16 protein-coding genes are annotated in these 16,645 nt (G+C 65.9%); 10 read left to right on the top strand and 6 right to left on the bottom strand.

Going from position 1 to position 16,645, the window contains the following annotated elements; all coding sequences use genetic code 11:
• Window positions 1–5 precede the first annotated feature (5 nt).
• Window positions 6–989 carry an ABC transporter substrate-binding protein gene (locus ASE66_RS02920; RefSeq protein WP_057188049.1) on the bottom strand — a complete coding sequence of 328 codons (984 nt, stop codon included), beginning with the start codon at window positions 987–989 and terminating at the stop codon, window positions 6–8.
• Between the two features lie 313 nt (window positions 990–1,302).
• Between ASE66_RS02920 and ASE66_RS02915 the strand changes: the two genes are divergently transcribed.
• From ASE66_RS02915 to tal, 4 genes are all read left to right on the top strand, one after another.
• Entirely contained in the window at window positions 1,303–2,676 is a 1,374-nt protein-coding gene (locus ASE66_RS02915) for an ABC transporter substrate-binding protein (protein WP_413814244.1), read from the top strand.
• A gap of 106 nt (window positions 2,677–2,782) precedes the next feature.
• Window positions 2,783–3,670, top strand: coding sequence for a carbohydrate ABC transporter permease (locus tag ASE66_RS02910; RefSeq protein WP_057188047.1), 888 nt, complete (start codon window positions 2,783–2,785; stop codon window positions 3,668–3,670).
• Entirely contained in the window at window positions 3,670–4,506 is an 837-nt protein-coding gene (locus tag ASE66_RS02905) for a carbohydrate ABC transporter permease (protein WP_057188046.1), read from the top strand. The genes ASE66_RS02910 and ASE66_RS02905 overlap by 1 nt, the downstream gene beginning before the upstream one ends.
• Before the next feature lie 128 nt (window positions 4,507–4,634).
• Entirely contained in the window at window positions 4,635–5,603 is a 969-nt protein-coding gene (tal, locus tag ASE66_RS02900; RefSeq protein ID WP_057188666.1) for a transaldolase, read from the top strand.
• A gap of 55 nt (window positions 5,604–5,658) precedes the next feature.
• On the opposite strand, the gene ASE66_RS02895 is transcribed toward tal, so the two are convergent.
• Window positions 5,659–6,162, bottom strand: a complete 504-nt coding sequence (locus ASE66_RS02895) for a hypothetical protein (protein ID WP_057188045.1) — start codon at window positions 6,160–6,162, stop codon at window positions 5,659–5,661.
• Between the two features lie 260 nt (window positions 6,163–6,422).
• Here ASE66_RS02895 and ASE66_RS02890 point away from each other — a divergent pair, with 260 nt between their 5' ends.
• Both ASE66_RS02890 and ASE66_RS02885 read left to right on the top strand, forming a co-directional pair.
• On the top strand, window positions 6,423–6,989 hold the full coding sequence (locus tag ASE66_RS02890) for a YceI family protein (protein WP_057188044.1): 567 nt from the start codon (window positions 6,423–6,425) through the stop codon (window positions 6,987–6,989).
• Window positions 6,990–7,028: 39 nt separating this feature from the next.
• Window positions 7,029–7,583 (top strand): cytochrome b, encoded by a 555-nt coding sequence (locus ASE66_RS02885; RefSeq protein WP_057188043.1) that lies wholly within the window; start codon window positions 7,029–7,031, stop codon window positions 7,581–7,583.
• Here ASE66_RS02885 and ASE66_RS02880 read toward each other — a convergent pair.
• Entirely contained in the window at window positions 7,568–9,247 is a 1,680-nt protein-coding gene (locus tag ASE66_RS02880; RefSeq protein WP_057188042.1) for a thiamine pyrophosphate-binding protein, read from the bottom strand. The genes ASE66_RS02885 and ASE66_RS02880 overlap by 16 nt on opposite strands.
• 53 nt (window positions 9,248–9,300) lie before the next feature.
• Between ASE66_RS02880 and ASE66_RS02875 the strand changes: the two genes are divergently transcribed.
• Window positions 9,301–9,543, top strand: coding sequence for a type II toxin-antitoxin system Phd/YefM family antitoxin (locus ASE66_RS02875; protein WP_057188041.1), 243 nt, complete (start codon window positions 9,301–9,303; stop codon window positions 9,541–9,543).
• A 5-nt stretch (window positions 9,544–9,548) separates the two neighbouring features.
• The gene (locus ASE66_RS02870; RefSeq protein WP_274532926.1) at window positions 9,549–9,923 is read left to right on the top strand and encodes a type II toxin-antitoxin system VapC family toxin; all 375 of its coding nucleotides are present in this window, start codon (window positions 9,549–9,551) and stop codon (window positions 9,921–9,923) included.
• A gap of 9 nt (window positions 9,924–9,932) precedes the next feature.
• Here the strand turns inward: ASE66_RS02870 and ASE66_RS02865 are convergent, their stop codons facing one another.
• The 3 genes from ASE66_RS02865 to ASE66_RS02855 all read right to left on the bottom strand — a co-directional run bounded on the left by ASE66_RS02865 (window position 9,933) and on the right by ASE66_RS02855 (window position 14,105).
• Complete coding sequence (locus ASE66_RS02865; RefSeq protein WP_057188665.1) at window positions 9,933–11,117, bottom strand: CaiB/BaiF CoA transferase family protein; 1,185 nt, start codon at window positions 11,115–11,117, stop codon at window positions 9,933–9,935.
• A 121-nt stretch (window positions 11,118–11,238) separates the two neighbouring features.
• Window positions 11,239–12,456 (bottom strand): acyl-CoA dehydrogenase, encoded by a 1,218-nt coding sequence (locus ASE66_RS02860; RefSeq protein WP_057188039.1) that lies wholly within the window; start codon window positions 12,454–12,456, stop codon window positions 11,239–11,241.
• Window positions 12,457–12,584: 128 nt separating this feature from the next.
• Window positions 12,585–14,105 carry an aldehyde dehydrogenase family protein gene (locus tag ASE66_RS02855; RefSeq protein ID WP_057188038.1) on the bottom strand — a complete coding sequence of 507 codons (1,521 nt, stop codon included), beginning with the start codon at window positions 14,103–14,105 and terminating at the stop codon, window positions 12,585–12,587.
• 181 nt (window positions 14,106–14,286) lie between these two features.
• On the opposite strand from ASE66_RS02855, the gene ASE66_RS02850 reads away from it, so the two are divergent.
• Together ASE66_RS02850 and ASE66_RS02845 are read left to right on the top strand one after the other, a co-directional pair.
• Entirely contained in the window at window positions 14,287–15,201 is a 915-nt protein-coding gene (locus ASE66_RS02850) for a LysR family transcriptional regulator (protein ID WP_057188037.1), read from the top strand.
• Window positions 15,202–15,273: 72 nt separating this feature from the next.
• On the top strand, window positions 15,274–16,494 hold the full coding sequence (locus ASE66_RS02845) for an NAD(P)/FAD-dependent oxidoreductase (RefSeq protein WP_057188036.1): 1,221 nt from the start codon (window positions 15,274–15,276) through the stop codon (window positions 16,492–16,494).
• Window positions 16,495–16,645: the final 151 nt, after the last annotated feature.

The raw sequence follows: 16,645 nt of genomic DNA, 5'->3' as shown, positions 1-16,645 counted from the left end.
TGGGCTCAGCCTTCGAAGATGGCGCTGAAGCGCTTGCGGGCGGCCGGCTCGTCGGCCAGCGCCTTGGCGGCGTCGAACGGCATCAGCTTGATCGCGCCGCGGGCCGGATAGCCGGCCGGCAGGGCGACGTCGGGATGGGCCGAGACATAGCCCTGCTTCAGCGCCAGTTCCTGGCCGTCCTTCGAGATCAGGAAATCGACCAGGGCCTTGGCGGCCTCGGGATTCTTGCTGCTCTTCAGGATCGCGACCGGCTCGCTCACCGCCGAGACGCCTTCCTTCGGGAAGACGAACTCGACCGGCGCGCCCTTGGCCTTCTCGCGGATCGGCATGAAGTCGACGATCATGCCGTAGAGCTTCTCGCCGGTCGCGACCTGGCGCAGGATGTCGCCATTGGCGCCGGCCGCGAGCGTGCCGTTCTTCTTCAGCTCTTCATAGAAGCTCCAGCCGCCCGGCAGGTTGCCGGTCAGCGTGATGGTGTGGATCATCGCAGCGCCGGAGTTCAGCGGGCTCGGCATGGCGAGCTGGTTCTTGACCTCGGGCTTGGCGAGATCGAGCCAGCTCTCCGGCTTCAGCGCCGCCTTGGTGTTGTAGACGATGCCGGTGGTGATCAGCTTGGTCGCGAACCACATCTTCGCGGGATCGTGGACGCCGGCCGGAAAGGCCGAGACATCGGCCTTGTCATGGGCGAGCAGGCGGCCTTCCTTCTTCAGACCTTCCATGGTCACGGCGTCGGCGATCAAAAGCACGTCGGCCTGCGGCGCGCCGGCCTCGATCTCGGCCCGGAGCTTGGCCATCACGCGCGGCGTGCCGTCGCGGACGAAGCTGATCTCGACCTTGGGATACTTCGCCTTGAAGGCGTCGATCGTCTGCTGGGCGTCGGTATTGGGCTGGCTGGTGTAGAGTACCAGTTTGCCTTCGACCGCGAGGGCGGCGTCGATCGCCGGCACAACGAGGCCGAGCGCGAGGGCGGCAGTTGCAAGGGCGCGCATGGGAAACTCCGGTTGGGTCTGCCGCAAAACCAGCGAGGCTTCGCGAGCATCGAGACATGATCGTGCGGCGCGAGGTAAGCCGTGCCGATGACACATCCGTGACAGCCTCTCTTTGACGCGGCCCGGCTGCGCCGTCAAAGCCGATTCTCAAGGCTCCGGCGAAGAGGATGGCGGCAGCGGCCTGCCCAGCCTCCCATGAAATTGGTGCAGACCTGCCGCTTGTTTCTTGCAGGGCTCTTCGACTAGTGTTTAGGAGGAGCAGGGCAAAAAAGCTCAATCTAAACGTTTTAAATGGGAGGTTTTCATGAAATTCGTGCGTTCTCTTGCTGCCGGTGCAGCCTTGGCCGCGATCACTGCGGGCTGGTCCGGAGCAGCGTTCGCCCAGGAGACGGTGACGGTCTGGTTCACCAAGGGCTTCTACAAGGGCGAGGACGATGCGCTGCTTGCCGTCGTCGATAAGTTCCAGAAGGCGACGGGCGTCAAGGTCGATCTCTCGCTTTACGCGACCGAGGACTGCGTCACCAAGTCGGTCGGCGCCGTCCAGGCAGGCACGCCGCCGGATGTCGGCTTCTGCACGACCTATGACTTCCGTACCACCGGCCAGTGGGCCTTCGAGGGCAAGCTCGAGGACGTCACCGATGTTCTGGAGCCGATGAAGGCCGAATTCCAGCCGCAGGCGCTGGCGACGACCTTCCTGATGAACGACAAGACCAAGAAGAAGGCCTACTACGCCTTCCCGGTCGAGCAGCAGATGATGCACATCACCTACTGGAAGGACATGCTGGAGGAGGCCGGCTTCAAGGAAAGCGACATCCCGAAGACCTGGAACGGCTACTGGGACTTCTGGTGCGACAAGGTCCAGGGCGCGATGCGCGCCAAGGGCAAGCGCGTCTACGCCATCGGTCATCCGCTTGGCGTCGCCGCCTCCGATACCTTCTACTCCTTCCTGACCTTCGCCAACGCCTATGACGCGAAGGTCGTCGACGAGACCGGCAAGATCGTGCTCGACGAGCCGAAGAACCGCGCCGCCATGATCGAGGCGGTGAAGTCCTATGCCAACATCATGCAGCGCGGCTGCACGCCGCCGTCGTCGGTGAACTGGCTCGATCCCGACAACAACGTTGCCTTCCACAACCGCACGACCGTCGCAACGCACAACGCGACGATCTCGATCGCGGGCAAGCATATGGACGACATGAACAATCCCGCGCTGACGCAGGAGCAGCGCGACACGGCCAAGAAGAACTATTACGACAACATCCGCACCGCCGAGTTCCCGAAGAAGCCTGACGGCAGCGCCATGACCAACCTCGCGGCGGTCAAGACGGCGGTCGTCTTCGCCGACGGCAAGAACAAGAAGCGCGGCAAGGAGTTCATGGCCTTCCTGATGAAGGACGAGAACCTGCGTCCCTTCGTCGAGGGCTCGGCCGGCCGCTGGGTCTCGACGACGCTTGCGGGCATCGAGGCTCCGTTCTGGTCCGACGGCAAGGACCCGCACCGGGCCGTGGTCTACAAGCAGTACAAGGACGGCACGGTGCCGTTCCAGTTCGTCTACAACTACAAGTTCACGGCTGTGAATGCTGAGAACGTCTGGGCCAAGGCCGTCAACCGCGTGCTGGTCGACAAGGTCTCGCCCGAGCAGGCGACCGACGAGATGATCGCCCGCATCAAGCAGATCGCCGGCTGACGCCGGCATAAGGCAAGCCGACAAACACGGCATCCCGCAGCGCGACCTCGCTGCGGGATGCCGACCCGTCTTCGGCGACGGGCGCGTCTCGAGGGAGAACGACAAAATGACCACGGCAGCGATGGCTCCCCCAGCAACTGCTTCGAGCGATGCGACCTCCGGGCAGGCGCGCGACCGCGTGTTCTGGGGCGTGCTCATGCTCGCCCCCTATCTCCTCGTCTTCGCTGTGATGGTGGTCTACCCGGTCGCCTACGGCCTCTGGCTCGGTCTCAACTGGCAGTCCTACAAGGCGCTCTTCGCCGATCCGATCTTCGTTCGCACGCTGGTCAACACCGTCGTCTTCCTGTTCATCGCGGTGAACCTGAAGTTCCTGATGGCGCTGTTCCTCTCGGGCTTCTTCATCCAGCAGCGCGCCTGGGTGCGCTTCATGCTGGTGCTGTTCATCCTGCCTTGGGCGGTGCCCTCGATCCCGACCATCCTGTCCTTCCGGGTGATGCTCAATCCCGAGAACGGCATGATCAACCAGCAGCTCTTCCACTGGTTCGGCATCGTCGAGGGCCCGGGCTGGCTGACCGATCCGACGCTCGCCTTCGCCTCCTCGATCATGGTCCACATCTGGAAGTCGCTGCCGTTCTGGACGCTGATCCTCGTCACCGGCCGGCTCGCCATCGCGCAGGACCTCTACGAGGCCGCCAGCGTCGACGGCGCCAATAAATGGCAGCAGTTCCGCTTCATCACCTGGCCCTCGCTGGCGACGCTCTACGTCACCTCGACGCTGCTTTCGATGATCTGGACGCTGGGCGACTTCAACAGCGTCTACCTGCTCACCGGCGGTGGCCCGGGCGATCTCAACCACGTGCTGGCGACGCTCGGCATCCGCTATATGCGCAACAACAATCTCGACCTCGGCATCGCCTCGATCATCTGCGCGATGCCGCTGATCCTGCCCATGGTCTGGTTCATGGTGAAGCGTCTCTCGAAGGGAGCCGAATGATGAAGAAGGTTCTCGACGAGGGTAAGCTGATCCTGATCGCCATCCCGGTGCTGATCTGGACGCTGCTGCCGATCTACCACCTCTTCGTGCTGTCGATCTCGACGCAGGAATCGATGCTCGCCGGCAGGCTCTGGCCTGAGAAGCCGACGCTGCAGAACTTCCAGATCGTCTTCAACCAGCAGCACTACTACCTGACGAATTTCTGGCTGCAGCTGTTCAACAGCTTCCTGATCGCGATCACGACCGGGCTGCTCACTTTGTTCATCGCGACCTGCGCTGCCTTCGCCATCTCGCGGCTGAAGGCGCCGGGCGGCCGCTCGATCATGAACTTCGCGCTCGCGACCTATCTGATCCCGGCCGCATTCCTTGCCATCCCCATGTACAAGGCGATGGGCACCTTCGGGCTGCTCAACACGCGCATCGCGCTGATCCTCGCCATGGTGGCGCTGGCTTCGCCTTATGCGATCTGGGTGCTGAAGCAGGCCTCCGACAAGCTGCCGAAGGAACTCGACGAAGCCGCGATCATGGACGGCGCCAACTCGCTGCAGCTCTTCAGGCTGGTCTACCTGCCGCTGATGAAGCCTTCGATGGTGGTGATCGGCATCTACGCGCTGCTGCTTGCCTGGAACGAGTATCTCTACGCGTTCTTGCTGCTCTCCAGCGAGAAGGCGGTGCCGCTCGCCGTCGGCCTCGGCCTCTTCCTCTCGGCTGACGACGCGCCCTGGAACCTCCTGATGACGGCCGGCCTGATCTACGCCATCCCGCCGGCGGTGATCTATTACGGCTTCCGCAAGAACATGGTCACTGGCCTGACCGCCGGGGCGGTGAAGAGCTGACGAAAGCGTCGTCGAAGCGACCCGGCCCTAGCTGATGCAGAGCCGGGTTGCTTCGCTTTCGCTCGCAATGACGGACGGCAAGCCGCATATTGGCGTTGGACGCCGCAACAACCCCTATGGATGACGTGATGACCGCCTCCAAGCTCGACCAGCTCCGCGCCATGACCACCGTCGTCGCCGACACCGGCGACATCGAGGCCGTGCGTCGGCTGAAGCCGGTCGACTGCACCACCAATCCGACGCTGCTGCTCAAGGCGGTGGAGACGCCGGCCTATGCCGGCCTCGTCGAAGAGGCGATCGCCTGGGGCAAGCGCCAGGGCGGTGCAGCCGCGGTCGAGGCGGTCTGCGACCGGCTCGCCGTCACCTTCGGCACCGAATTGACCAGGATCGTTCCCGGCCGGGTTTCGACCGAGGTCGATGCCGATCTCTCCTTCGATACGCAGGCCTCGATCGCCAAGGCGCGCGCCATCATTGCCGCCTACAAGGAGCGCGGCGTCGGGCGCGAGCGCATCCTGATCAAGATCGCCTCGACCTGGGAAGGCATCCAGGCCGCCCGCGTCCTGCAGGCCGAGGGCATCGACTGCAACCTGACCCTGCTCTTCGCCCTGCCGCAGGCGGTCGCGGCAGCCGATGCCAAGGCCTTCCTGATCTCGCCCTTCGTCGGCCGGATCCTCGACTGGCACGTCAAGGCTGGCGGAGGCCCGTATACGGCGGAGACCGACCCGGGCGTCGTCTCGGTGAAGAGCATCTACGCCTATTACAAGGCGTTCGGGATCAAGACCGTGGTGATGGGCGCCTCCTTCCGCAACACCGGCGAGATCGAGGCGCTGGCCGGCTGCGACCGGCTGACCATCGGCCCCGGCCTGCTCGACGATCTGGCGGCTGCGACCGGTGACCTCCCGCGCAAGCTCTCGCCCGAGGCCTCCGGCAAGGCGCCTGAAAAGCTCGATCTCGACGAGAAGGCTTTCCGCTTCGCCATGAACGAGGATCCGATGGCGACCGAGAAGCTCGCGGAAGGCATTCGTGGCTTCGTCAAGGACCTGCGCAGCCTGCGCAAGCTCGTCGCCGCCAAGCTCGACGAGGCCAAGGCGGCGTGAGCACGGCTGCTTCGCCGAAGCTCGCCGTCGTCGAATTTTCGGGTGGCCGGGCGACTTACTGAGCCTGCGCGGTCGCGCCGATCTCTGCCTTCGTCTGCATCACAGGAATGACCGGAGCGGTGGTGGACGGCGTAAAATTGGCCCGTCCCCGCGCGGCCGCGGCTTCCAGTGTCTGTTGCTGGGCCTTCGGCAGGCGCTTGGTGTCCTCAAGGGCCGTGAACGCGCTGCTCGCATGTTCCGATGATTTCTGGCCGTCAAACACCACGATACCGCTGCGGGTGACGACGATGTCGCCCTTCCGCAGCGTGGGGTCGCGCAGATACCAATAGGCATCGCTGGCCGGATCGAGCTTGAGCGCGGGTTCCGCCGGTTTCGTGCTGACCTGCCGCGGCTTGCTGGGCTTCGGCCTGATCACCGGCCCGTCAAGGCCGCCGATCGCAGCCGGCGGGGTCGGATTGCCGAAGATCGCCCGGGTGAGATCGTCGAGGAAGCCCGCGGCCTCGGCCCGCGGCGCCATGGCGAGGCCGATGCCGCCGGCTACGCCGATCGCCAGGATCATCCGTCGTGTCATGGCCGAACCTCCCATCCTGCCTTGCCCGGTTGCGTCGCGCTTGTTCGTGTCAGCGCCGCAATCGAAGGCGCCCGTTCCTCTCAAACGAGGTACGGGCGGGAAAGTTCGATCGGTTCGTTGCATGTTCATTGCACCCGCCTCGTTCCGGCGACTGCGGCCGCTTCGTACACGATTGCGCGCGTGCTCTGGCGGGCACCGGGGCAGAAGCTTAGAGATGAGCTCTCGTCCAACAGGCCGGGCCGGCTGTCATGACGATCCGTTCCTTCCTCGCACTGCTTCTCTCCGCCGCCCTTGCGACTGCGGTATCCGCCGAGCCGTCAAGCGTGCTTCGGCCGGGGTCCGGTGAAGTCTCCTTCACCGCCAAGCGCTTCGGCGTATCGACCGCCTCGGGCATCTTCGGCCATGTCGACGGCGCCATCTCGCTCGATTTCGATCATCCCGAGCGCAGTCGCATCAGGATGACGATCGAAACGGCCTCCCTCCATACCGGCACCGCCCTTGTCGACGGCTTCGTCAAGGGGGAGAGCATGCTCGATGTCGGTCACTACCCGACGGCGACCTTCGTGTCCGAGCAGATCAGCCGAGTCGACGGTCGCAGCCTCGTCATCCGCGGCCGGCTGACGATCCGCGCCACCACGCAGCAGGTGAGTGTCAGCGCGATTGCCGAGCGCGACCCGGCGACGATGCGCCCTGGCGAGCGACTGCCTTTCCGCGCGACGGCAGCCTTCTCGCGCAACGCCTTCGACATCGGGCGTGACGTCAACGTCGTGGACGATCAGGTCGACCTGGCTATCCGGGGCGAGATCTTGCGCTGAACGGCGCGTTTCGTTGCAGGCAGGGGCGGGACGTTCGCGATGCGCCTGAGACGCTGGCATCCCCTGATCATCGCCCTACACTGGCTGACGCTGGCGCTGATCCTCGTGCAGTTCGGGCTCGCACAGATGATGCGCGACGAGACGCGCGACCTCATCAGCCGCTTCCAGCTTTATCAATGGCACAAATCCGTCGGGCTCACCGTCGCGGCGCTCGTCCTTATGCGCCTCGCGCTGCGGCTGGCCTTACCGGCGCCGCAGCCGCTCGTCATGCCGGCCTGGCAGCGCCTCGCCGCGACAAGCGTCCAGGCTGGGCTCTATCTCTGCCTGCTGGCGCTACCGCTGTCCGGGCTGCTGATGGTCTCGGCCGCGCCGATCCAGATTCCGACACTGCTCTTCGGCTGGATTCCGGTGCCGCACCCGATCGGCCCGGACAAGGCGGTCTACGAGGCGATGCTGCGCTTGCACGAGGTGCTCTTCGCCACGTTGGCCGCGCTCGCAATGATCCATGCCGGCGCGGCCCTGCTCCACCAGTTCGTGCTGAAGGACGGGCTGGTGCGCCGGATCTGGTTCGGTCGCGATCAGCCCTTGCCTTGAGACGCCAGCGCCTCGGCACGGATGGTCGAGAGCGACTTCGCAGGAGTGATCGCCTCGGGATCGAGCAGGCAGTGGATGATCGCCGGCTTGCCGCTGCTCAGCGCCCGCTCGAAGGCCGGCGCAAACTCCTCGGTCGTCTCGACCCGCTCGCCATGGCCGCCGAAGGCCTTGGCATAGGCGGCGAAGTCGGGGTTCTTCAGCGTCGTCGCCGAGACGCGGCCGGGATAGTGCTTCTCCTGGTGCATGCGGATGGTGCCGTACATGCCGTTGTCGACGACGATGACGATCACCGGCAGCTCGTATTGCACCGCCGTCGCGAAATCCTGGCCGTTCATCAGGAAGCAGCCATCGCCGGCAAAGGCGATCACCGTTCTCTCGGGGAACAAGCGCTTGGCGCCGATCGCGGCCGGCACGCCATAGCCCATCGAGCCCGAGGTCGGCGCGAGCTGCGTCGCGAATTTGGTGAAGCGGTGGAAGCGGTGGACCCAGGTCGCGTAATTGCCGGCGCCGTTGCACATGATCGCATCGGCCGGGAGGTTGCGGCGCAGCCAGGTCACCATCTCGCCGGGATGGAACTTGCCCGGCACCGGCGCCGGCTGCTCGCTCCAGCCGAGATAGGATTCATGTGCTTCGGCCGCCGCACCGGCCCACGGGATCACCTGTGGCGGATGCACCGTCTCGAGCGCGGCGCAGAAGGCGGTCGGCGAGGCGTTGATCGCCAGCTCCGGCCGGTAGACACGGCCGAGCTCTTCCGCGTCGGGATGGACATGCACCAGTGGCCGGCCCGGATTGGGGATGCCGAACAGCGTGTAGGACTGGCTCGGCATCTCCGAGAGCCGCCCGCCGACCAGCAGCACGAGATCGCTGTCCTGGATGCGCTTCAACAGCTTCGGATTGGGGCCGATGCCGAGATCCCCGGCGAAGTTCGGATGATCGGCCGGGAAGATCATCTGCCGGCGGAACGAGACCGCCACCGGCAGGTCGAAACGCTCGGCGAAGCGCTGGAAGCGCGCGATCGCCTGTGGGTCCCAGCGCGAGCCGCCGAGGATCGCGATCGGCGCCTTCGCCGCCCAGAGCCGCTTCTGCAGGTCGATCGTCTGCAAGAGCGAGGGATGGGTCTCGGTCACCTGATAGGGCTGCGCGTCGGCCACGTCGGCGAGGTCGGTCAGCACATCCTCAGGCAGCGCGATCACCACTGGGCCGGGGCGGCCGGCGGTCGCGACATGGAAGGCGCGGCTGATGATTTCGGGGATGCGCGCGGCATCGTCGATCTCGGTCGCCCATTTGGTCATGGTGCCGAAGACGGCGCGGTAGTCGAGCTCCTGGAAGGCCTCGCGCTCGCGCATGCCGCGCTCGATCTGGCCGACGAACAGGATCATCGGGGTCGAGTCCTGGTCGGCGATATGGATGCCGGGCGAGGCGTTGGTGGCGCCGGGACCGCGCGTCACGAAGCAGATGCCGGGCTTGCCGGTGAGCTTGCCGGCGGCCTCCGCCATCATCGCCGCGCCGCCCTCGGCCCGGCAGATGGTGACCTTCATCTCGGCGTCGTGCAGCGCGTCGAGCACGGCAAGATAGCTCTCGCCCGGCACGCAGAAGGCGTCGGTCGCGCCATGGATCAGGAGTTGGTCGACGAGGATCTGCCCGCCTGTGCGAGGTCCGGTCATTGAAACATCCGCCCTAGTTAGCTAAGTTGGTCAGGTTGAACGAGGAGACGGCGATGACGCGCGTCACCATCCATGAAGCCAAGACACATCTCTCGCGCCTGATCGAGCAGGTCGAGAAGGGGGGCGAGGTCGTGATCTCGCGCCGCGACAAGCCGGTGGCGCGCCTGGTGCCGATCGAGACGGCGCGGCCGGAGCGCAAGCCGGGGCGGATGAAGGGGCTGATTGATATCGGGCCGGAATTCTTCGAGCCCCTTCCAGAAGAGGAGCTGCGGCTCTGGGAAGGTCGCGACGATTGAGGCTTATGCTCGATACCTCGGCGTTGATCTGGTGGGCCAATGACAGCCCGCAACTGACTCTTACCGCGCGGAACGGCATCAGTGCCGCCGACGCCGTTTTCGTCAGCGCGATCACGGCGATGGAGCTGTCGACGAAGCTGCGCATCGGCAAGCTTCCCGACGCACGGTTGCTGGTCGAGGAATTCGAGGTCCGATGCGCCGATGAGGGCTTCGGCCTGCTGCCGCTGTCTCACCGCCATGGCCTCTTCGCCGGCTCCATCAAGGCCGAGCCGCGCGATCCCTTCGATCGCATGCTGGCCGCGCAGGCGATTCTCGAGGACCTGCTGCTGGTCTCGTCGGATACAGCCTTCGATGCGCTCGGCGCCCGCCGCTTGTGGTGAGCCGGCCATTCAGCCGCCTCCGCCCCAGGCCGGGTCGTTCAGGATCTCGTCTTCGTGCTCGCCGAGGCGCGGGCTCGGCCGGCTCGCGACCTGCCTGATACCGTCGAGCACGATCGGCGAGGCGATGGTCGGGATGGCGCCGGCCTTGGCCGCCGGGCTCGGCAGGTCGACGCGCACGCCGCGGGCCTTGACCTGCGGGTCGGCGAAGACCTCCTCGATCGTGTTGATCGGGCCGGCCGGCACACCGACGGCTTCCAGCTTGGCGAGCAGATCGAGCTTGGCAAAGCGGCTGGTCAGCGCATTGAGGCGGGCCGTCAGTGCGACGCGGTTGGCGACGCGCGAGCGGTTGTCGATGTAATCGGGCTCAGCTGCGAAACCGGCGTCGCCGATGGCCTCGCAGAGCTTGCGCCATTGCCCGTCATTGCCGGTGGCGATGATGATGTGCCCGTCCGCCACCGGGAAGACGTCATAGGGCACGATGTTGGGATGGGCGTTGCCGAGGCGCTGTGGTGCCTTGCCGGAGGTGAGGTAGTTCATCGCCTGGTTGCCGAGCACGGCAACCTGGGCATCGAGCAGCGCCATGTCGAGCATCGCGCCTTCGCCGGTGGCATCGCGCCGACGCAGCGCTGCGAGGATGCCGGTCGTGGCATAAAGGCCGGTATAGATGTCGGCGACGGCATAGCCGGCCTTCATCGGCGCGCCTTGCGGTTCGCCGGTGACCGACATCGGCCCGCCCATGCCCTGGACGAGGAAGTCGTAGCCGGCGCGCGGCGCGTAAGGGCCGTCCTGGCCAAAGCCCGTGACCGAGCAGTAGATCAGGCGAGGATAGGCCTTGCGCATCGACGCCACGTCGAGCCCGTATTTGACGAGGCCGCCGACCTTGAAGTTCTCGATCACCACATCGGCATGGGCGGCGAGGCGATGCACCAGCGCCTGGCCCTCGGCCGTGCGGAAATCGGCTGTGATCGAGCGCTTGCCGCGATTGGCCGAATGGAAATAGGCAGCCGAGAGATGCTCGTCGCCGACGCCTTCGACGAAGGGCGGTCCCCATTTGCGGGTGTCGTCGCCCTCCGGCGCCTCGACCTTGACGACATCGGCGCCGAGATCGGCGAGGAGCTGCCCGATCCACGGGCCTGCGAGGATGCGCGCCAGTTCAAGGACGCGCAGGCCGGCGAGGGGAGGGGCTGAAGTCATGTCGAAATCCGCGCCGTCGTCCCGGCCGGAGCGAAGCGGAGAGCCGGGACCCATGCCGGAACGGTCCAGGCATGGGTCCCGGGTCGAGCTGCGCTCGCCCGGGACGACCCGAGAGGGATGATCAGAAGAACGCCTGCAGCCCGGTCACTGCCCGGCCGAGGATCAGCGCGTGGACGTCGTGCGTACCTTCGTAGGTGTTGACCGTCTCGAGGTTCGCGGCGTGGCGCATGACATGGTACTCGATCGAGATGCCGTTGCCGCCGTGCATGTCGCGGGCCTGGCGGGCGATGTCGAGCGCCTTGCCGCAATTGTTGCGCTTGACGAGGCTGATCATCTCCGGCGCCATTTGACCGGCGTCGAGCAGGCGGCCGACGCGCAGCGAGCCCTGCAGGCCGAGCGTGATCTCGGTCACCATGTCGGCGAGCTTCTTCTGGTAGAGCTGCGTCTGGGCGAGGGGCTTGTTGAACTGCTTGCGGTCGAGCCCGTATTGGCGGGCGCGGTGGAAGCAATCCTCGGCGGCGCCCATCGCGCCCCAGGAGATACCGTAGCGGGCGCGGTTGAGGCAGCCGAACGGGCCCTTCAGGCCGGAGACGTTCGGCAGCAGGTTCTCTTCCGGCACGATCACGCCGTCCATGACGACTTCGCCGGTGATCGAGGCGCGAAGCGAAAGCTTTCCGCCGATCTTCGGGGCGGACAGGCCCTTCATGCCCTTTTCGAGAATGAAGCCGCGGATCTGGTTGTCATGCGCGGCCGACTTCGCCCAGATGACGAAGACATCGGCGATCGGCGAGTTCGAGATCCACATCTTCGAGCCGCTGAGCTTGTAGCCGTCGGCGACCTTCTCGGCCCGGGTCTTCATGCCACCGGGATCGGAGCCGGCATCCGGCTCGGTCAGGCCGAAGCAGCCGACCCATTCGCCCGAGGCGAGCTTGGGCAGGTACTTCTTGCGCTGGTTCTCGTCGCCATAGGCGTAGATCGGGTACATCACCAGCGAGGACTGCACCGACATCATCGAGCGATAGCCGGAGTCGATGCGTTCGACCTCGCGGGCAACCAGCCCGTAGGAGACGTAGTTGGCGCCGGCGCAGCCATACTCTTCGGGAACGGTGACGCCGAGCAGGCCGAGCTCGCCCATCTCGTTGAAAATGCCGCGCTCGGTCTTCTCCTCGAGATAGGCATCGGCCACGCGCGGCATCAGCTTCTCCTGCGCATAGTCGCGCGCAGTGTCGCGGATCAGCCGCTCGTCCTCGTTGAGCTGGTCATCGAGCAGGAAGGGGTCCTGCCAGTTGAACTCGGCCAGCTTGTGGCTCTGGGCGGTCTTGCGCGCGGCTTCGGCCATGATCTCAACTCCCCTGTTCGTTTGATCGTCATGGTCGGGCTTGACCCGACCATCTCGGAAACCAGCTGGCTGGTCCTGAGATTCTCAGGCTCTGCGCTTCGCTTCGCCCGAGAATGACGGCTTATCGATCACGCATCCACATCGAAGCTGACGCCCTGCGCCAGCGGCAGCGTGGTGCCGTAATTCACCGTATTCGTGGCGCGGCGCATATAGGCCTTCCAGGCGTCGGAGCCGGCCTCGCGGCCACCGCCGGTCTCCTTTTCGCCGCCGAAGGCGCCGCCGATCTCGGCGCCGGACGGGCCGATATTGACGTTGGCGATGCCGCAATCCGAGCCTTCGGCCGAGACGAAGTTCTCGGCCTCGCGCATGTCGAGGGTGAAGATCGAGGAAGACAGGCCGGCTCCGACCGCGTTCTGCAGCGAGATCGCCTCGGCCAGCGTCTTGTACTTCATCACATAGAGGATCGGCGCGAAGGTCTCGCGCTCGACCGGGCCGCACTGCCTGGGCATCTCGACCAGCGCCGGACGGACATAGAAGCCGCCGGAGCCAACGTCGACCTTTTCGCCGCCATGGACCTTGCCGCCTTCGGCCTTGGCCTCGGAGAGCGCCTTCTGCATGCCCTGATAGGCAGCCTCGTCGACCAGCGGGCCGACCAGCACGCCGGCTTCGCGCGGGTCGCCGATCTTCACCGAGCCGTAGACCTTGGCGAGCTTCGGCACGAGCTTGTCGTAGACGCTCTCATGCACGATCAGGCGGCGTAGCGTGGTGCAGCGCTGGCCGGCGGTGCCCATCGCCGCAAACGCGATGCCGCGCAAGGCGAGATCGAGATCGGCAGAGGGCGCGACGATCGCGGCGTTGTTGCCGCCGAGCTCGAGGATGGCGCGGGCGAAGCGGGCGGCGAGCTTCTGGCCGACCTCCTTGCCCATCCGGGTCGAGCCGGTGGCGGAGAGGATGGGGACGCGATGGTCCTGCACCAGGATATCGCCGATCTCGCGGCCGCCGATCAGGATTTCCGACAGGCCGATCGGCGCCTCGGGGCCGAAGCGCTTCATCGTCTTCTCGACGATCGCTTGCACGGCGATGCCGGTCAGCGGGGTCTTCTCCGACGGCTTCCAGACGACGCTGTCGCCGCAGACGAAGGCCAGCGCCGCGTTCCACGACCAGACCGCAACCGGGAAATTGAAGGCCGAGATCACGCCGCAGACGCCGAGTGGGTGCCAGGTCTCCATCATGCGATGGTTCGGGCGTTCGGTTGCGATGGTGAGACCGTAGAGCTGGCGCGACAGACCGACGGCGAAGTCGCAGATGTCGATCATCTCCTGGACCTCGCCGAGGCCCTCTGAGGTGACCTTGCCGGCCTCCAGCGTCACCAGCAGGCCGAGATCGGCCTTGTGCGTGCGAAGCTCCTCGCCGAGCAGGCGGACGAACTCGCCGCGCCGCGGCGCCGGAACCTTGCGCCAGGCGAGGAAGGCGGCCTGTGCCCGGCCGATCGCGGCCTCGGCCTCGGCCGGAGAAGTCTCACGCAGTGTCGCGACCGTCTCGCCGGTGATCGGTGAGGAAGCCGAGAGGCCGGCGCTGGCATAGGCGCTCTCGGAGACGCCGAGGCGCTTCAGGAGGGCAAGAGCGTCTTTCGGGAGGGATGTCGTCATCGTTCGCTTATGCTCCTGCCGCCATCGGGCCATCGCGCAGCATCAGCAACGCAAATGAACCCGGATGCCGGATCATCCAGGGATGGCGGCTTGCCGGAAGCCTGCCAGTTCGGCTGCACAATGCCCTCTTCCGGCCGCTCTCCGCAATCGATATGTTCTCACGACTTGATGAGGGTAGATCATGAACTCGGAGATCGTCCCCGGCCGTCTTTCGGTGCCGTCGCTGTCGGCGCTCGCCGCCTTCGAGGCGGCGGCACGCCATGGCAGCTTCACCCGCGCCGCCGAGGAACTCAACCTGACGCAAGGTGCGGTCAGCCGCCAGATTGCGCTGCTCGAGCAGAGTCTCGGCCTGAAACTGTTCGAGCGCGTCAAGAAACGCGTCAGCCTGACGCCGGCCGGCGGCGCCTATGCCGCCGAGGTACGCGACGGGCTCTCGCGGCTCGCCGCGGCGACGCTCTCTGCCATGGCTTTCCGTGGCGGTGCCGGCCTGCTCCATCTCGCCATCCTGCCGACCTTCGGCACGCGCTGGCTGATCCCGCGTCTGCCGCGCTTCACCGAGGCGCATCCCGGCGTCACCATCAATTTCTCGACCAAGCTGGTGCCCTTCGACTTCGCCCATGACCCGGCCGATGCCGCCATCCATTTCGGCCATCCCGTCTGGCCGGGCGCCCGCCTGCATCGACTGATGGGCGAGGAGGTCGTGCCGGTCGCGGCGCCGGCGCTGGTTGCGCGGGCCGGCATTCGCGAGGCGGCCGATCTGCTGCGCCAGCCCTTGCTGCAGCAATCGACCCGCCCACGCGCCTGGGCCAACTGGCTGGAGCAGCAGGGCCTGCCGCCGGAGCGGGCGCTGATGGGCCCGCGCTTCGAGCAGTTCGCCATGGTGGCGCAGGCGGCGGTGGCGGGGCTCGGCGTCGCCATCGTGCCGCGCTTCCTGATCGAGGAGGAATTGCGCTCTGGCGCGCTGGTCATTCCGGTCGATCGGCCGGTGCGCGGTCCCGAAGGCTATTACCTCGTCTATCCCGAGGCCAAGGCAAGCCTGCCGGCGGTGATCGCCTTCCGCGATTGGCTGCTCGGCGAATGCGGAGAGACGAGCTAGCCTCTCGACAAGCGCCGGTCGAGGCGTCATTCATGCGCTGAGATCACGAACCACCGCTTGCGCAGGTCACTCATGTCTTCCGCTCCAGGCTCGGCCGACATCGTCATTGTGGGGGGCGCTGCGATTGGCTCCTCCGTCGCCTATCATCTCGCCAGCGATCCCGGCTTCAACGGCAAGGTGATCGTCGTCGAGAAGGATCCGACCTATCGGCTCTCGGCCTCGGCGCTCTCGGCCGCCTCGATCCGCCAGCAATTCTCCAGCGCGGTGAACATCCGCGTCTCGCTCTTCGGCATCGAATTTTTGCGCAACATCGGACAGTACCTTGCAGTCGATGGCGAGACGCCCTCGATCGACCTGCACGAGGGTGGCTATCTCTACGTCGCCGGTGACGAGGGACGTAAGGTTCTCCAGCAGAATCAAGCGCTTCAGCAGCAGGAAGGCGCCGATGTTGCGCTCTATGCTGCAGAAATGCTGCGCAGCAAATTCAGCTGGCTAAATACTTCAGATCTCGCCTGCGGCACCTATGGCGTCAGCGGCGAGGGCTGGTTCGACGGCTGGGCCCTGCTGCAGGCCTTCCGCAAGAAGGCGCGCTCGCTCGGTGTCGAATATCGCCAGGGCGAGGTCGTCGGCTATGCCGTCGAGGGCGGCCGCGTCACCGGTGTCGAATTGGCCGATGGCAGTCGCATCGCCTGCGCCGCCGCGGTCAACGCAGCGGGCACGCACGGCGCGAGGCTGGCGGCGACTGCGGGCGTCGAGATCCCCGTCAAGTCGATGAAGCGCTATGTCTACAGCTTCACCTGCAAGGGCGAGGTCGACAACTGCCCGCTGCTAATCGACACTTCCGGCGCCTATGTCCGCCCCGAGGGCAAGCGCGGCAACGAGGGCCAGATGTTCATCTGCGGCTCCTCGCCGCCGGCCGAACTCGACCGCGAATGGATCGAGACCGACGCCGATGTCGAGGATGTCGACTGGTCCTTCTTCGAGGAATATGTCTGGGCGCCGCTTGCCCATCGCGTGCCCGCCTTCGAGGCGATCAAGCCCGGCCGCGCCTGGGCCGGCCCCTATGACATGAACGGCCTCGACGGCAATGCCATCCTCGGCCCGGCGGTCGGCCTGCCGAACCTCTATCTCGCCAACGGCTTCTCCGGCCATGGCCTGCAGCAGTCGCCCGCGGTCGGCCGCGGCCTCGCCGAGCACATCGTCAACGGTCGCTACGTTTCGCTCGATCTCGCCGATCTCGGCCATGAGCGCATCGTCTCCGGCACGCCTTTGCGCGAGGCGAACATCATCTGAAGTCGGTCCTCAGTCCTCATCCTGAGGAGCGATCCGAAGGATCGCGTCTCGAAGGATGATCCAGATTGATCCGGGGTCTCCTGAAACATCCTTCGAGACGCCGCTTCACGGCTCCCCAGGATGAGGGGCGTCGGGTAAGCTGGACCGGAGC

This window comes from Allobosea sp. Root483D1, assembly GCF_001429505.1.
Lineage (GTDB): Bacteria > Pseudomonadota > Alphaproteobacteria > Rhizobiales > Beijerinckiaceae > Allobosea.
Note: the sequence above shows the minus strand (reverse complement) of the source record. Positions and strands in the feature narration are given on the sequence as shown.

Excerpts from the sequence above, each read along its gene's own strand:
- ASE66_RS02860 (WP_057188039.1), bottom strand. The coding sequence starts at position 12,456 with ATGGCCGAAGCCGCGCGCAAGACCGCCCAGAGCCACAAGCTGGCCGAG.
- ASE66_RS02885 (WP_057188043.1), top strand. The coding sequence starts at position 7,029 with ATGCGCCTGAGACGCTGGCATCCCCTGATCATCGCCCTACACTGGCTG.
- ASE66_RS02910 (WP_057188047.1), top strand. The coding sequence starts at position 2,783 with ATGACCACGGCAGCGATGGCTCCCCCAGCAACTGCTTCGAGCGATGCG.
- ASE66_RS02880 (WP_057188042.1), bottom strand. The coding sequence starts at position 9,247 with ATGACCGGACCTCGCACAGGCGGGCAGATCCTCGTCGACCAACTCCTG.
- ASE66_RS02875 (WP_057188041.1), top strand. The coding sequence starts at position 9,301 with ATGACGCGCGTCACCATCCATGAAGCCAAGACACATCTCTCGCGCCTG.
- ASE66_RS02850 (WP_057188037.1), top strand. The coding sequence starts at position 14,287 with ATGAACTCGGAGATCGTCCCCGGCCGTCTTTCGGTGCCGTCGCTGTCG.
- tal (WP_057188666.1), top strand. The coding sequence starts at position 4,635 with ATGACCGCCTCCAAGCTCGACCAGCTCCGCGCCATGACCACCGTCGTC.
- ASE66_RS02920 (WP_057188049.1), bottom strand. The coding sequence starts at position 989 with ATGCGCGCCCTTGCAACTGCCGCCCTCGCGCTCGGCCTCGTTGTGCCG.
- ASE66_RS02870 (WP_274532926.1), top strand. The coding sequence starts at position 9,549 with ATGCTCGATACCTCGGCGTTGATCTGGTGGGCCAATGACAGCCCGCAA.
- ASE66_RS02905 (WP_057188046.1), top strand. The coding sequence starts at position 3,670 with ATGAAGAAGGTTCTCGACGAGGGTAAGCTGATCCTGATCGCCATCCCG.
- ASE66_RS02845 (WP_057188036.1), top strand. The coding sequence starts at position 15,274 with ATGTCTTCCGCTCCAGGCTCGGCCGACATCGTCATTGTGGGGGGCGCT.
- ASE66_RS02890 (WP_057188044.1), top strand. The coding sequence starts at position 6,423 with ATGACGATCCGTTCCTTCCTCGCACTGCTTCTCTCCGCCGCCCTTGCG.
- ASE66_RS02865 (WP_057188665.1), bottom strand. The coding sequence starts at position 11,117 with ATGACTTCAGCCCCTCCCCTCGCCGGCCTGCGCGTCCTTGAACTGGCG.
- ASE66_RS02895 (WP_057188045.1), bottom strand. The coding sequence starts at position 6,162 with ATGATCCTGGCGATCGGCGTAGCCGGCGGCATCGGCCTCGCCATGGCG.
- ASE66_RS02855 (WP_057188038.1), bottom strand. The coding sequence starts at position 14,105 with ATGACGACATCCCTCCCGAAAGACGCTCTTGCCCTCCTGAAGCGCCTC.